The organism is Chitinophaga sp. ARDCPP14 (genome assembly GCF_051362515.1).
GTDB lineage: Bacteria > Bacteroidota > Bacteroidia > Chitinophagales > Chitinophagaceae > Chitinophaga.
In genome coordinates, this window is record NZ_JBKIXB010000001.1 from 77,216 (window position 1) to 92,573 (window position 15,358).

Annotated in this window: 10 protein-coding genes and 1 tRNA gene; 8 read left to right on the forward strand and 3 right to left on the reverse strand. The window is 47.2% G+C overall.

Annotated elements, in window-relative coordinates; genetic code table 11:
* Window positions 1–27 precede the first annotated feature (27 nt).
* The 3 genes from ACLHR0_RS00260 (at window position 28) to ACLHR0_RS00270 (ending at window position 2,799) form a co-directional block, all read left to right on the forward strand.
* On the forward strand, window positions 28–1,530 hold the full coding sequence (locus ACLHR0_RS00260) for a RagB/SusD family nutrient uptake outer membrane protein (protein WP_436484189.1): 1,503 nt from the start codon (window positions 28–30) through the stop codon (window positions 1,528–1,530).
* Between the two features lie 111 nt (window positions 1,531–1,641).
* Window positions 1,642–2,145, forward strand: coding sequence for a DinB family protein (locus ACLHR0_RS00265; protein WP_429045928.1), 504 nt, complete (start codon window positions 1,642–1,644; stop codon window positions 2,143–2,145).
* A 231-nt stretch (window positions 2,146–2,376) separates the two neighbouring features.
* Entirely contained in the window at window positions 2,377–2,799 is a 423-nt protein-coding gene (locus ACLHR0_RS00270; RefSeq protein ID WP_436484190.1) for a hypothetical protein, read from the forward strand.
* Between the two features lie 75 nt (window positions 2,800–2,874).
* Here the strand turns inward: ACLHR0_RS00270 and ACLHR0_RS00275 are convergent, their stop codons facing one another.
* Window positions 2,875–3,591, reverse strand: a complete 717-nt coding sequence (locus tag ACLHR0_RS00275; protein ID WP_436484191.1) for a Crp/Fnr family transcriptional regulator — start codon at window positions 3,589–3,591, stop codon at window positions 2,875–2,877.
* 51 nt (window positions 3,592–3,642) lie between these two features.
* Window positions 3,643–4,404 carry a YoaK family protein gene (locus tag ACLHR0_RS00280; RefSeq protein WP_436484192.1) on the reverse strand — a complete coding sequence of 254 codons (762 nt, stop codon included), beginning with the start codon at window positions 4,402–4,404 and terminating at the stop codon, window positions 3,643–3,645.
* 193 nt (window positions 4,405–4,597) lie between these two features.
* Between ACLHR0_RS00280 and ACLHR0_RS00285 the strand changes: the two genes are divergently transcribed.
* The 3 genes from ACLHR0_RS00285 (at window position 4,598) to ACLHR0_RS00295 (ending at window position 6,363) form a co-directional block, all read left to right on the forward strand.
* The gene (locus ACLHR0_RS00285) at window positions 4,598–5,557 is read left to right on the forward strand and encodes a DUF5996 family protein (RefSeq protein ID WP_436484193.1); all 960 of its coding nucleotides are present in this window, start codon (window positions 4,598–4,600) and stop codon (window positions 5,555–5,557) included.
* 79 nt (window positions 5,558–5,636) lie between these two features.
* Window positions 5,637–5,720 (forward strand) — tRNA-Leu (locus tag ACLHR0_RS00290).
* 301 nt (window positions 5,721–6,021) lie between these two features.
* On the forward strand, window positions 6,022–6,363 hold the full coding sequence (locus tag ACLHR0_RS00295) for a DUF1016 N-terminal domain-containing protein (protein ID WP_436484194.1): 342 nt from the start codon (window positions 6,022–6,024) through the stop codon (window positions 6,361–6,363).
* Here the strand turns inward: ACLHR0_RS00295 and ACLHR0_RS00300 are convergent.
* Entirely contained in the window at window positions 6,335–7,708 is a 1,374-nt protein-coding gene (locus tag ACLHR0_RS00300) for an aspartate kinase (protein ID WP_436484195.1), read from the reverse strand. The genes ACLHR0_RS00295 and ACLHR0_RS00300 overlap by 29 nt on opposite strands.
* A 208-nt stretch (window positions 7,709–7,916) precedes the next feature.
* Here ACLHR0_RS00300 and ACLHR0_RS00305 point away from each other — a divergent pair, with 208 nt between their 5' ends.
* Together ACLHR0_RS00305 and ACLHR0_RS00310 are read left to right on the forward strand one after the other, a co-directional pair.
* Window positions 7,917–11,993, forward strand: a complete 4,077-nt coding sequence (locus ACLHR0_RS00305; RefSeq protein WP_436484196.1) for a hybrid sensor histidine kinase/response regulator transcription factor — start codon at window positions 7,917–7,919, stop codon at window positions 11,991–11,993.
* A 268-nt stretch (window positions 11,994–12,261) separates the two neighbouring features.
* Window positions 12,262–15,339 (forward strand): SusC/RagA family TonB-linked outer membrane protein, encoded by a 3,078-nt coding sequence (locus tag ACLHR0_RS00310; protein WP_436484197.1) that lies wholly within the window; start codon window positions 12,262–12,264, stop codon window positions 15,337–15,339.
* The last annotated feature ends 19 nt before the right edge of the window (window positions 15,340–15,358 follow it).

The following is a 15,358-nucleotide window of genomic DNA, read 5'->3' on the forward strand; positions in this document are numbered from 1 at the left end:
TACAGAATAAACTTTAAACGAAAAATTATGAAAGCAACAATAATAAGATACGGACTGCTGGTATTAACAACCGGTACACTATGGATAAGCGGTTGCCGGAAATTTTTAGATGAAACGGATCCCAGCAACTATACAGAAGATACTTATTTTACAAAGCCCGAACACGCAAGAAGTTCTGTAAACGCCATTTACGCCAGTTTACGGGAACCGATGTCCGGTGAGTTTGGCGGCGGCCCCTGGACCATGACAGAATTTGCCACCGGGCAGGCCGGTACTGATCTTGGGCAGGCTGTTAACAGCTACTTTGTAAAAGACCTCCACAATACCGCCGATAATGCTTATGGAGAGAATTACTGGAGAAACTATTACAAAGGCATCAGCAATGCTAATTTATCTATCGCCAAAATACCAGGTATTTCTATGGATGCAGCAGAAGCCAAAAGCCTGCTGGGCGAAGCTCACTTTTTACGGGCCTGGTATTATTTCAACCTGGTGCAAATGTTTGGCAATATTCCTTTAATTACGGAGCCCGTTGATTTGAAATCCGATCAGTTAAGACCCATGCAGGCCGCTCCGGAAGATGTTTATAAATTAATTGTAGATGATTTGACAACAGCGGAAAATGCCGGGTTACCCTGGAAGGACGCCAGCGGAAAAGTATCGCTGGGAGCTGTAAAATCATTGCTGGCAAAGGTGTATCTGACAATGGCCGGCTACCCTTTACAAAAAGGAGCTACCTACTTTGACCTGGCAGCAAAAAAAGCAGCAGAAGTATTGGATTCAAAACAATTTAAACTATTTGACACCTATGGTGATTTGCATAATCCTGCAAAGAAAAACATAGAGGAAAATATTTTTATGATCCAGTATAAAACACAGGTCATTCCCGGGTCCTGGCAACCGCTCATTATTCCTTACAACAAAAATATTTCTGCCTATTCTGCTGAAACAGGCGGTATTTATGCAACGGCCGACTTTGTAAGATCCTATGATGCCGCTGATCTGCGCGCCAAGGAAGGTCAGTTCTTTTTTACCGAATTCACCAACCAGGACAACCGGAACCTGAAGGTAGACCTTGGCGGATATTTTATCTACAAGCTTTTTGACGTGACGGCGCAAACAACTACCGCCAACAGCGATCTTAACTGGTCGTTGATCCGCTATGCCGATATCCTGCTCGTGTATGCTGAAGCTGCTAACGAAGTAAGCGGTCCGGGTGCAAAAGTGTACGATGCGGTTAACCAGGTAAGGGCGAGGGCTACATTACAGGCGTTGGCGGGATTGTCTAAGGACCAATTACGGGAAGCCATCTGGCGGGAACGCTGGTACGAGTTGTGCTTTGAAAACATTACCTGGTTTGATATGGTACGCCTCCGCAAAGCATTCAACCTCACTACTAAAGGCTTTGATAATTATGTAGGACATAAATTCTCTTATGGACCGGTTTTAACGGAAAGAGAATTGTTATTCCCAATACCAAGTACGGAGTTAAGAAATAACCCCAACCTGGTACCTACCAAAGGATATTAATATCGGATAGTTGATTACACCGGTAAGGCACTGAAGAGGTATGCCCTCTCTAGTGCCTTACCGGTTTTAGTATCAATCCTCTTTGTTATCTTTATTAAAAATTCATGAGACATGATACTGCAATATTTAACACAGGAATTCGAACATGAAGTAAATAACACACGTAAATTATTACAAGCCATTCCAGAAGATGACCTCGGTTACAAACCCTCTGAAACTTCCTGGACGATGGGTGAGCTGGCACAGCACATTGCCACCATTTACCACTGGTACTCCGGCACATTCACGCAGGACGTGTATGATTTGGCTAAGGATCGCCCGGAACGGGGCGACACGAACGATATCAAAGCTACCCTGGCGTTTTTTGAAAGTAATGTTGAGAAAGCCAGGACTGCAATAAAATCGCTTACCGAAGAAAAATTGCAGGACAACTGGACCATGAAAGCAGGAGAACGGGTAATTCTGGGTCCGGTGCCGAGGGGAATCGTAGCACGGGGATTTCTTTTTAATCATATCTATCATCATCGTGGAGAAATGATTGTTTACCTGCGTGCCACAGGAAACAAGGTACCGGGTTTATACGGCCCTACTTATGAAGAAAGCAAAAAAAGCTGAACCATATCAAAGGAGGCTTGAAAATCATGGATGTTCAAGCCTCCTTTGATGTAGTGTTAATTTGTTTACTCCTTTTCTATTGCTGATCTCCAGCGTATAAACGCCCTTAGTCAGGTGACTGTTACTTAGCTACATTATCATCCCTTGATTTAACAATAAAATCTTACAAAATCCAGCAATAAAATTCTAACTTAAATACTCATTTGAAAACCTAATATTAAATTTTAACCCATGAGAAAAGCCATCTTTCTTAGCTTTCTGTCCGCACTTTTTTTATTACAGAGCAATGCAACTCCCACGTCCGGCAGAAATGATGACATCAGCAGCGCCCATTGTATTGTTCCCGGAAAATCCAGCAAAATCCTGACGGAATTTAGTGTCCGAATAACACTGGTAGACATTTATGGCGCGCCGGTTACAGGCGGCACCGGGTTACGCGGTTACTGGGCAAAAAATGTAGCCACTGGTGTGTACTATTATCCCGGCGGCCAGGAAGACGAGGATAAATTTGAAAACCTGCCGGCCGGCACGTATACCTTTGGTGCGTACCCGGGCAACTGGGAAGGGGCTGTATCCTCTACTGTTACACTCAGCAGCGATGCTGTTGGACCCGATGGCTATATTGTTGTACCGTTAACCTACTGGGTGGAATAATTTAACCAGCTCATTATAAAGAAGGGTTGTAAATCTTTCGATCTGCAACCCTTTTTTATAAGCGCCTGTTTCAGGCTATCGTATATTTCCATAACCTGACAATTTAATCAGTTGCTTCACATCTTTAATACAGATATTTTTCCCCTGCGTCGTTAAAATACCGGTGGCTTTAAATTCGGATAAAAACCTGGTGATGTTTTCGTTGCCGGTACCTACCATGTTGGCCAGGTCACTACGGGAAAGATTGATCAGGATATCGTTTCCGGAAGGAGTTTCTTCTTTGAATTTCTCCCGTAAAATGATTAATACTATAGCCAGTCGTTCTTTAACAGACCGCTGTGCAAATACGGAAACGCTGTTTGCCAGTACAGTATATTCATGACTGAGCGTTTTCAGTAACCTGCGTGGCAATACATCCGACCGGTTTAAGGTAGCCATAAAATCTTCTTTGGGAATAAAAGAAAGGAGGCATTCTTCCAGGGCAGCCGCAGCATCAGGGTAACGCTCTCCTGCTAAAATTGCATGGTATCCGATTAATTCTCCTTTATTGGCGACGTATATTATCTGTTCTTTTCCTTTATGGTCTACGTGATACTTTTTAATCTTTCCCTTTTTTATAAAGAAAATACCTGACGCCACTGTTCCTTCCCTGAATATTACATCCCCTTTACGGTATCGCTGTTCCTCCATGTGGGAACAGAGTTCCGCGTACTCATCTTCCGGGAGATCAGTTAAAATGGATTGAGATTTGAAATTCCATTTATCAATAGGAAACAGGCCAGCTAGACTCATAAAAACGACCTTTGATTTATCCGTGATAAGCAAATATCATCAAAGGTACCCTTACGGTATGAAAATGTCAACTAATTCCCGTCCACGGGGCATTGTTCTTATGCGACGCACCCATTTAAACAAGCGGATCCGGAAAACGTCGTAAAATACAGCAATAGCGAGGATGGCAGCCGGTAAATAAAAGGTGAAATACTGGTATCTGAGGAACACGTATCCTCCTGCTATTCCACCAGCCAGGAAAAAGGCGATGATGACAAGCCGCAGTGTGACCTTCTTTTTTACATGATCCACATTTTTACCATGAGCAGCTGCCAGCGTATACAGGTCGATTCCCAGGTCGGTGAACATGCCTGTAAGATGTGTAGTTCTGACAACATAACCGGAGATGGTGGATACCAAAGCATTCTGCATTCCCATTGCGAAAAGCAAACTGCCGGCGAAGAGTTCTGTTTTGATAATAGACTGATCAAATGAGCTTCCGAAGCTTCCCACCTGCAGGAGAATAATGATCTCAATCACGATACACGCCACGTTACCCCATCGTTTGTTTTTACCGGCTTTCCCGGTTAAGAAGCTTGAGAAAAAAGCCCCGGCAAGAAAAAGGATCAGCCATAAGCCTACCATCCTTGCGGCGCGCAGATCGCCGGTTGCCAGTTTGTGAGCCAGCAATGCGGCATGCCCGGTAACATTAGTGGTTAGCACAGCGAAGGCAAAAAAACCGGCCGCATTTACGATACCTGCTGTAAAACATAGCAACACTGCCAATTGCAGGTTGTGCTTATAATTTCTCTTTCTTCCAATATGGCGTAGCATTTATTATCTCCGTAATTTTTCAGGAAGACACCATGGTTCTTCCCCTGCAACCAACAAAGTTACTGGCAGGTGGATTCCGTTTAACTGATATTTTTCAAGATAATGATTGCAAAAAGTCACTTTTACCCGGAACATTACCCCCACCCCATTTGTTAATCCGGGTACTGAATTGCTCATCTTCAATCATTCACCCATGCAAAATGCCAATTCCAAACAGGATCAATGGCCTGTGCTGACCTATAACGACTGGAAAGATACCTTAGCGACAGTACACCTGTGGACGCAGATCGTGGGAAAAATCCGCCTCCGGAAAATGCCGTGGTTAAACCACTCGTGGCATGTGACCTTGTATGTAAGTCCGGATGGACTCAGCACCGGAAGCGTGCCGTACCAACATGGCATATTCCAGATCGACTTTAACTTCATGCAGCACCAGCTGGTCATCATCACCAGTACCGGCAAAAAAGAAATAGTGGAACTGCGGCCCAGAACGGTGGCCGACTTTTACCATGCGTTATTTGAAAAACTGAAGGAGCTGGATATTGATGTGACTATTTACACAGTTCCCAGTGAAATAGCGGAGGCGATTCCGTTTGAGAAAGATGAGGTTCACCAGTCGTACGACCGCCAAAAAATGGAGGACTTCTGGCAGGCCCTGGTGAAAATCCACAACATCTTCACCCGATTCAGGACACGTTTCACCGGCAAATGCAGCCCCGTCCACTTCTTCTGGGGCGCATTCGACCTGGCGGTAACCCGGTTCTCGGGAAGGGATGCGCCGCCTCACCAGGGTGAAGCCCCCAATATGCCGGCAGCGGTAATGCGGGAGGCTTACTCCAAAGAGGTAAGCTCCTGTGGATTCTGGCCTGGCAGTGAACAGTATCCGCATGCTGTTTTTTACGCTTACTGTTACCCGGTTCCCCCTGCTTTCAGCGAACAACCTGTTCAACCTGCCGGCGCTTTTTACAGCCAGGAGATGGGGGAATTTATGTTGCCTTATGAAGTAGTACAACAGGCAACAGATCCGGAGGAAACGTTGCTCGCGTTCATGCAGTCGACCTATGAGGCAGCGGCTAACACAGGGCATTGGGACCGCGCAGCACTGGAATGCGATCTTTCCCGTTTGGAGGTTGCCTATGGGTGTTACAAATAGACTCCACTATTTTTTTGCAAAAATATTTGGTAAAAAGTTTTAGCTGCTTATCTTTGCAACCCCTGACACAATATCAGTTGCCCAGATGGCGAAATTGGTAGACGCACTGTGTTCAGGTCGCAGCGCCTGCAAGGGTGTGCTGGTTCGAATCCAGTTCTGGGCACGAAAGTGGACAAATCAAGATTACTCCTGGTTTGTCCATTTTTATTTTTAGGAAGACCCGTGTCCAGCGCGTATATTAGCTTTACTGCTTCATTCAGTCGGGCGGTTCGATAATGGCTTCCATCAAAAACGAGTTTTTAGAGGGAAATCGAACCACACTTCCTTTTACAATTGAATTATTCTCCTGTCGCATTAACTTCCAATTAACGCTTATAATTCTTTCGTTATCTAGTTTTCAGGTTATTCATCTAACGTGAGAATCTGGCATTCCTCAATACTGGATTGCTAATAAATTAAGCACAATGGCAAAAGGAAGAAGCGTAACGTCAATCGAAGAGTCCTTATTCAAAGAGCTTTCGCAGCTTATTGAGCAAAGTCAACGACAAGTATTTTCACATGCTAACAGTACTCTTACAATACTTTTCTGGCAGATTGGCCAGCGCATCAACAATGAAATCCTTAAAAATAAACGGGCGGCGTATGCCAAACAGATTGTGTCGACGCTGTCGACACAATTGAGGAGTCAATACGGGAGAAACTTTGAGACTTACAACCCTATTTTATTTGTATCAATGTCGAATTTCCTCAAGCGAAAAAATAAGAAGGGACATAAACTTATCCCACTGCTTTATTCAGTGCAATGATCGCCGCTTTGAAATGTTCCCGGGTAATCACGAACTGGAAATTAACCTTTCTCAATGCTACTCCAACGCTTAATATATTGATATCTGCGTTGGCCAGTGCAGCAGTAGCTTTGGCTAACAATCCCGGCTGATCCATATTAGAACCCAGCAAACATACCATTGCTATAGGTTCCAAAGTCACATGTTCATATTTTTCCTTCAGTTCCTTCAGCAGCTGCTGTTTCAAATCACTTTCCCAAATAACGATACTAATGCTGTTGGCGCTGGTAGCCTTAAAAGTATAGCTGACACCGTAACGGGCAAATACCTGCATGATGTCGAGATCGCTTCCTACGGCGCCTACCATTAGCGGATCATAGATGTCGATGAGCAATTGCTGGTCTGAGCCGGTGATGACCTCTACCCTCTTATGTTCAGAAATATAATTTTTAGTGATCAGCGTGCCCGGATGTTCAGGTTCAAAGGTGTTTTTGATGCGCAGGTTAATACGCGATATTTCCAGTGGCTTTGCAGCTTTAGGATGAATAGCCTCCATCCCTACATCGGCCAGTTGATCTGCAATATCGTAATTGGTATAGCCAACCGGTTTCACGTTTTCTATGCCTACCAATCCGGGATCTGCGGTTGACAGGTGGTATTCTTTGTGGATAATAGCTTCCTCAGGCCGGAGTAGTTCTGCTATTCTGCTGAAAGTTACTTCGGAATAACCGCGGTCAAATTCTCTCATGATCCCTTCTGTCCCTTTCACGTACCCTGTTGCAATACACAGGCAGCTTTTAAGATCGAGACGCTCAAATTCTTCCCTGATACGTTCATCAATGGTTAGTGAACGTCCATCCCCCAGGCCGCTCAGGTCTGCCAGCGCTACGTTAAGCCCTTTGTTCCGCAGGATATTTGTCAGCATAAAAGCCGAGTGACTTTCTCCTACGGAAGCCAGGATCTCACGAACAGCCAGCAGGATGCCTTCATTAAGGTACCCCGAGGCCAACATAGTGTTTGCGCTGTCCAGATATGTCAGCACCCGGTTAATAATGCCGTCCGTCACTTCGTTGGCTTGTGCTATGTTCAGCCCAAGCGGTTGGTAATAGGCATTCAACTCTTTAAGGTGAAGCCTTACAGATTCAAGTGCCTGATGGTAATCATTTCCAGTGGCGAATTGATGATAGGCTCCAGGGGCTTTTGTTTTTTTATTCTCCAGCAGCAGGTTTGTCACGCCGGAAAAAGCAGAAACAATAAAGACACGATTGTATAACCTATCGCCGGTACGGCCATAATAAATGATATTGTCGATTACATCTTTCAGGGCACTCATTGACGTGCCACCGATTTTTTCCACAGTTAACATGCTGCGAAGCTATATAATTTATTAATGGAATAAAAGCTATCAAAAACTTCATAAGGGTAAGCTACCCGGAGGAAACGGGTATTATTCCGGCAAAGGCGTATTTGAAAATTCATCGTTGAAATGTTTAGGTACTCCCTACGTTCCTCACAACCAGAAATTTAGTACCTTAACAGATGTCAACGGTAATGCCACTGTAAACCGGCACGTTATGAAGCGATTGTCTCTGGTCTGTTTCCTGCTGATCTGTATATTCACCTGTGCACCAGCTGTTTTTGCGGGTGACACAGCGTCTTACTATACCCAACAACTCGATAACCGCAACGGTCTTTCCAACAGCGCAGTTAATTCCCTGTTCCTGGATTCCGATAAGCTGCTGTGGGCCGCCACCTGGGACGGGCTGAATATGTATGATGGCACCGCTTTCCATGTATTTAATTACAGCAAAGACAACCCGCTGCACAGCATCGGCAATAACGTGGTGCTGCAGGTAACGGAAGACGGCCAGCGGCGCATCTGGCTCAGCACCATCGAAGGGGTATCGCGATACGATAAACAAACCGGGAAATTTTATAATTACTTTTACGGCCGCCAACAACGCAGCCGCATCAGCGAGCAGGAATACCGGCTGATCGCCGATACCGCCGGACAGCTTTACTGCCTGAGCCGGCAGGAAGGACTTACCCGCTACAATGCCGCCACCGATTCTTTTGTGGTATGCCCCCTCCCGGCTGGCAATAACCGTATCAGCAAAGCCGTATTCGACAGCGCTAACCACCTGTGGGTACTCCGCGGCGATGGCAGCCTGGAGATATATGCCGACTGGCAGGCACAATGGCCCTTATTACAGCGCTATACCAATGTGCAGGCCTTGTTCTCCGTTAACGGCAGGATCTTTTTCACCACCGCCGCGCACGAGCTGATGGCAGTATCGGGCGGTACCCACCAGGCACAACTGCAGGCGCTGCTTCCGCATGCCGTAAACGCCATGACTATCTACAACCAGCATTACCTGCTGGCATGGGTAACACAAGGCTTTGGAGAGTATGATGCCCAGTTCCGGCCCACGCATCTTTTGCCCGAAGCCACGCGGCAGCTGCAGGACATGAAAATCATATCCTGGGCCAGCGGCAATAACGAACAGGTGTTATGGTGCGGAACAGATGGCAATGGCATCATCAAAATATACCCGCAAACAAAATACTTCGGCACCGTAAACAAAATTACCGGCGGCGCCGCTTTTAATAAACCGATACGCGCCTTCTGTGCCAATGGCAACGATCTTTGGGTGGGCACCAAAGGCAGTGGCATCATCTGTTTGTCCAACTTCACCCGGCAACCCGCCGCTACGCACCAACAGCTATTTTCGGCAGAACTGGAAGATAATTCCGTTTTTGCGCTTTGCCGTGGCATGGATAGTATCATCTTTATTGGCACCGATGGCAAAGGTCTTGCTATTTATGACCAGTTGCATAAACGCTTCATCAACTGGCAACAGGTACGCGGCAGCAATAAATTGCCGTTGTTTGGCTCTGTATATGCCATACTGCCGGATGCCGATAGCTCCCTATGGCTGGGCACCAGCGGGTACGGGCTGGTACATCTGCGTATTCAGCGGCAGGGTGGCGATATCGCCGTAACGGCATTTCAACAATATACTTTTAATGGCAGCAACAGCGGCCCTGCCAATGATATCATTTATTCACTGGCTCCCGGCCCTGCTAACTCGCTATGGATAGGCTGCCGCTACGGCGGACTTAACCTGTTCAATAAAAAGCTTCAACAATTCCAGGTATTTAAGGCCTTTAGTTACGAAGGCAGCTTATCACATAACGATGTGCTGGCGCTTTACCGCGATACCAAACAGCGGTTATGGATAGGTACCAGCTATGGGTTGAACTGTATTGCAGAAGCAGATATCAGTAAACCGCGACCGGCATTTACCCGCTATAATACCGGCAACGGCCTGCCTAATAATACCATTCATGCTATTACACAGGACAACGACGGCCTGATCTGGGTAAGTACCAATAAAGGGCTGGCGCGCATCAATCCCGCTACTGCGGAAATATCTCATTTCCAGGAGGCCGATGGATTACAAAGCAACGAGTTTAGTGATGGGGCCGTTTGGAAAGATCCAGCGGGACGGCTGTACTTCGGTGGCGTATATGGCTTCAATTATTTTATACCGGCTAATATACAGGAACGCCGTGTATATCCTAACCTGCTGGTATCAGGATTGCAACTGGCCGGCAAAACAAATGAAACCGGCCTGGAGGTATTGCAACCCGGGGAATATAATACCGCCGCCTATACGCTGGCAAGGCGGGATAACTTTTTTGAATTGCAGGGAAAAGCCGTCAGTTTTCTTCATGCAGAAAAATGTGAATACGCCTGGCTGTTGGAAGGCTACGATAAAACCTGGCAGTACACCGGTGGCAATGGCAGGATCGCTTACAGCAATGTACCTCCCGGCCGGTATGTGCTGAAAGTAAAATGGAGTAACGGGGAAGGCGTATGGACGCCGCCCAGCGTACTGTTCACCCTTACCATTCAACAATATTTCTGGCTTACGTGGCCTGCGTTCCTATTGTACCTGGTACTGCTGGGCAGCGCGGGTACTGCTTTCTGGCTGTACCGGAAAAATAAACTGGCCATGAAGCATCAGCTGGAAATGGAACACCTGCTGCGTAAAAAAGAAGAAGAAGTACACGAAGAACAACTCCGCTTTTTTACCAACATTGCCCACGAACTGCAAACACCGCTCACGCTGATCGTTGGTGCGGCAGAACGCAGCCGGGAACAACCCGGCGACACGTATCACCAGGCGCTTGTACATCAGCATGCCTCCAGGCTTACCTACCTGGTGCAACAGTTGCTCGAATTCCGCAGGGCCGAAGCCGGTTTTCTGAAAAACTATTATTCCGCGCTTAATATTTCCGCGCTGCTGGAAAATATTGCGGCCTTGTTTAAACCTATGTGCCAGCAAAAAGCCCTGCGTTTTGACACTCATATTGCACCGGCTATGATTGCTGCGATGGATAAAGACAAATTGGAAAAAATCCTGTTTAACCTGCTGAGCAATGCCTGTAAATATACCAACCGGGAAGAATCCATCCTGCTTCGCGCCCAACAAACGAACGACTGCCTGCACCTCTATGTGTATAATTCCGGTAGTCACATCTCCAACGAACAACTGGATAACTTGTTTACCCGTTTTTTCAGTACCGCTACTGCCACACATGGCACATTCGGAACGGGCATCGGGCTGGCTTTTACCCAGCAAATGGTACACCTGCTCAATGGCAGCATCCGTGCGGCAAATGAAAATAACGGCGTGGCCTTTTATGTACAGCTCCCGCTTTCAGAAACGGGCAACACTTACCTGCAGCAACAGGAGGCGCCTGCCAATCCTGTTCCCTCCTACCTGTTGCAATCCATTACTGCCGACCTGTTACCCCAGGCGGCGCCGGTGATTGATCCCAACAAACTGTCCCGCATCCGAAGCGTACAGGAGGCGGGTAAAAAAAGTATTTTGTTAGTGGAAGATGAATACGCCATCCGGCAGCTATTAAAAGACCTGCTTGCCGGTCAGTATATTATATATGAAGCCGGTAATGGGAATGAAGCACTGGAGCTGATCCGGCAAACCCTGCCCGACCTGATCATCAGCGATATCATGATGCCCGATATGAACGGCCTGGAACTCTGCGACAAAGTAAAGAATACCGCCAGTACCTGTCATATTCCTTTTATTATCCTGTCGGCCCGCAGCGCCATCGACCAGCAAACAGAAGGCTACGAAGCAGGTGCAGATGCCTATCTTCCCAAACCCTTCTATGCTGATCACTTACAGGTGAGGGTACGTAAGCTGCTGGAATACCGCCAACGCCTGCACGAAATCTTCCGGAGGGATCATCCGTTCGGCCAACTGGAAGAAACCGATATGCCGGATACCGACAAACAGTTCCTGCAGGAACTGGTACAGGTAATAGAAAACCGGATGGATGAAGAAGGATTAAATGCCGAAGCATTGGAAAAGCATTTGCTCCTCAGCAAAATGCAATTATACCGGAAGCTGAAAACACTTACCAATATGACACCGGCAGAATTCATCCGTTACATCCGGTTAAAACAAGCTGCCCAACTCCTGGTAAAAACCCGTTTTACCGTGGCCGAAATATTCTATAAAACAGGTTTTAATAACCAGTCTTATTTCTTCCGTGAGTTTAAAAAGATGTACCACTGTTCCCCTAATGAATACCGCGAACAACAAACCATGGTATAGTTTGGCCCACAAGACAAGTAAGCAACCAACCACTTGATTATCAATATATACCAATTATAAATTCTCCCAATTGTACAGTTATTTGTAACTATAGTACAGTCGCTTCCCGCTCCTTACACCTATCTTTAGCTCATCCAAATCAATCAAAAATATTCCGGCGTATGAAAAAACAGGTGATGCACGGCCTGTAAATTCCATTCAAATCCAACGTTAAATACATTTCTCAAACCGGTTCTTCCAGGGGGACGGAACCATTAAATTCTTACGAATGAAAAACTGGACACAATTAATGTCAGCTATGATACTGCTGCTGCTTGGCGGGGCAACTTATGCCCAGGTGAAAGTAAGCGGCCGTGTTAGCGACGAGCAGGGTGGCGCCCTCCCCGGCGTCACCGTAGTACAGCCCAATACCAAAAACGGCGCTGTTTCAGGGGTGGATGGCAGCTATACCATTACCATCAGCGGCGGCGGTCCTGCTACGCTGCAGTTTTCCTTTATGGGATTTCTGACCAAAACAATCCCGTACTCCGGCAGCGGCGCCCTCGATGTAACCCTGCAAAAAGACGAAGTGGCCTTGAAAGATGTGGTGGTAATCGGTTATGGTACGCAACGGCGAAGCCAGGTGACCGGCGCCATCTCCTCCATAGATGGAAAAAGCCTTGCTAAAACGCAGGCGGTCGACCTCAGCACAGCGTTGCAGGGACAGGCCTCCGGTGTTTCCGTTACCTCGCCTACCGGCGCACCCGGCACCGAAGCCGTCGTACGCATCAGGGGTATTGGCTCCCTCAGCCAGAGCAGCAACCCGCTTTATATTATTGACGGAGTGCCTATGAACAGCGGGCTGAACACCATTTCACCCAACGACATTGCCTCCATTGAAGTGCTGAAAGATGCGGCAGCGGCAGCCATTTATGGTTCGCGCGCAGCCAATGGTGTGATACTCGTGACCACTAAAACAGGACAAGCCGGTAAAAACGAAATCAATATCGACATCGCCTATGGCATTGCCAATGCCAGCGGGTTACCCGATATGCTGAGTACCAGCCAGTTTATAGAATTACAAAACGAGGCTTTTGCCAACGATGGCTCTTCCACCCGCAACCAGGACGATGCCGCCAAATTGCCCAATACCAACTGGCTGAACGCCATTTTCCGGCAGGCGCTCACCCAGCGTTATAACCTGGCTTTCTCCGGCGGCTCGGATAAAACCCGCTATTACCTGGCCGGCAACGTAGTAAACCAGGATGGTACTATCGTAAACTCCAATTTCAAACGGTACGGGCTCCGCTCCAATGTAAGCAGCGAAGTAAAAAGCTGGCTGCGGGTAGGTGAAAACCTGAACCTTACCTACGACCGTACCCAGGAAATAGGCGCTTCCGGCGATGGCGCCCGCCCAGGCAGCTTACCAGGCGTAGTACGCTATGCGCTTATCAGGCCCAATGCGCTTCCACTCTATGATGATAAGACCGGTTTTTATACCGACCTGCCGCCGGCGGATCTCTATAAAAATCCTTTGCTCTATGGTGATGGAAAAAATCCACTGGCCATTGCTGATTACCGTACCCGCACCATGAGCAAATACCGCCTGTTGGGTAACGTGTTTGCAGAAGCCCGCTTTCTGAATGATTTTAAACTCCGCAGTGATCTGGGTACCGATTTTTATGTGGCGGAACAACAGCAGTACAGCGGGCAAATACCCGGCGATCGTACGCTGATGCAGGATAAAGACAAAGGGCTCGATAAATTCCGTAACCGCTATACTACGTATAACTGGACCAATGTACTCAGCTACAATCACCTGTTCAATGAAAAACACAATGTGGGCGTAACACTGGGTTCCGAATATATTTCTTCCAAGGTAGACTACCTCGCAGCATCCCGTAATGGCTACGACAATCGCGCCGATGCTTCCGCCAGCCTGCGTTACCTCGACTACGGTTCCGGGCAGCAATTTAACAGCGGCAACCTGGAAGAATGGGCGCTGATGTCTTACTTCGGCAGGGTTACCTACGCATATGATAACAAATACATGCTGAATGTGAACATGCGGACGGATGCTTCCTCCCGGTTTGGCGCCGACAACCGCTGGGGTTACTTTCCCTCTTTCTCTGCCGGCTGGAACATTGCCCATGAAAGTTTCATGAAAGATGTGACCTGGCTGAATGACCTTAAAATCCGCGGAGGATGGGGACAGCTGGGCAACCAGGATATCGGCCTTTATCCATTTGCCACCATTTACTCCACCAGCAATAATATTTTACAGGTAATCAGCCGTGGTAACCCCGATGTGAAATGGGAAACCACTACCCAATCCAACATCGGTGTGGACGCAGGTTTCCTGAAAGGCGCACTGACCCTCAGCGTGGATTATTTCAACAAACAATCTTCAGACATTCTCATACAGCTGCCCTCTTCCTACACCAATGGCGATGCTACGCCACCCTATGTAAACGGCGCTAAAATGAGCAACAAAGGACTGGAAATTACCGCCGTCTATAAACAGTCGTTGCAGAAAGATCTCTCTCTTAATATAGCCGCCAACGTTACCACCCTGCGCAACAAGGTAGTGTCGTTGTACAAAGGCCGTGAACAGATCTTTTCCGCCGGCTCCGGTCGCGTAATCCTGCGGGAAGGCCAGCCTATCAGCTCTTTCTATGGTTACAAAACAAATGGTTTATTCCAGAACGATCAGGACGTAGCGCAGTATACAAACAGCAAAGGCGAACTGTATCAGCCCAATGCCAAACCCGGTGATATCCGTTTTGTTGATTACAATAACGACGGAAAAATTGATGATGCAGACCGCACTATTATCGGCAATCCTAATCCCAAGCTGCTGTACAGCCTGAATGCCGGTATCAATTACAAACAGTTTGACCTCACCCTGTTCTTTAACGGGGTACAGGGCAACCAGATCTATAATGAAGTAGATAACATCATCAACAGTTTCGACGGACGGGGATTTAATAACAAGGAAGATTTCTACAATGATCGCTGGCATGGAGAAGGCACCAGCAACAAAACACCCAGGGCCACCTTCCTTGACCCAAATAACAACCGCCGCACCTCCGACCGCTATGTGGAAAATGGCAGCTACCTGCGGCTTAAAAACGCGATGCTGGGTTATACCTTGTCGCCTTCCCTGTTGCAACGCATCGGTTTTACCAATGCACGCATCTATGTAAGCGCTCAAAACCTGTTTACCATTACCAAGTATGGCGGCATGGATCCGGAGTTGTATACCAACGAGAACCTCGCCAACTATGCTGATATGGCGGTGGGTATTGACATGGGTACTTATCCGCCTTCCCGCACCTACACTTTTGGTTTGCAATTCGGTTTCTAGGAATGCCATTTTATTAAAA

Bases quoted from the DNA above. Each gene is read 5' to 3' on its own strand.
- ACLHR0_RS00300 (WP_436484195.1), bottom strand. From the start codon at position 7,708: ATGTTAACTGTGGAAAAAATCGGTGGCACGTCAATGAGTGCCCTGAAA.
- ACLHR0_RS00305 (WP_436484196.1), top strand. From the start codon at position 7,917: ATGAAGCGATTGTCTCTGGTCTGTTTCCTGCTGATCTGTATATTCACC.
- ACLHR0_RS00285 (WP_436484193.1), top strand. From the start codon at position 4,598: ATGCAAAATGCCAATTCCAAACAGGATCAATGGCCTGTGCTGACCTAT.
- ACLHR0_RS00310 (WP_436484197.1), top strand. From the start codon at position 12,262: ATGAAAAACTGGACACAATTAATGTCAGCTATGATACTGCTGCTGCTT.
- ACLHR0_RS00270 (WP_436484190.1), top strand. From the start codon at position 2,377: ATGAGAAAAGCCATCTTTCTTAGCTTTCTGTCCGCACTTTTTTTATTA.
- ACLHR0_RS00295 (WP_436484194.1), top strand. From the start codon at position 6,022: ATGGCAAAAGGAAGAAGCGTAACGTCAATCGAAGAGTCCTTATTCAAA.
- ACLHR0_RS00280 (WP_436484192.1), bottom strand. From the start codon at position 4,404: ATGCTACGCCATATTGGAAGAAAGAGAAATTATAAGCACAACCTGCAA.
- ACLHR0_RS00275 (WP_436484191.1), bottom strand. From the start codon at position 3,591: ATGAGTCTAGCTGGCCTGTTTCCTATTGATAAATGGAATTTCAAATCT.
- ACLHR0_RS00260 (WP_436484189.1), top strand. From the start codon at position 28: ATGAAAGCAACAATAATAAGATACGGACTGCTGGTATTAACAACCGGT.
- ACLHR0_RS00265 (WP_429045928.1), top strand. From the start codon at position 1,642: ATGATACTGCAATATTTAACACAGGAATTCGAACATGAAGTAAATAAC.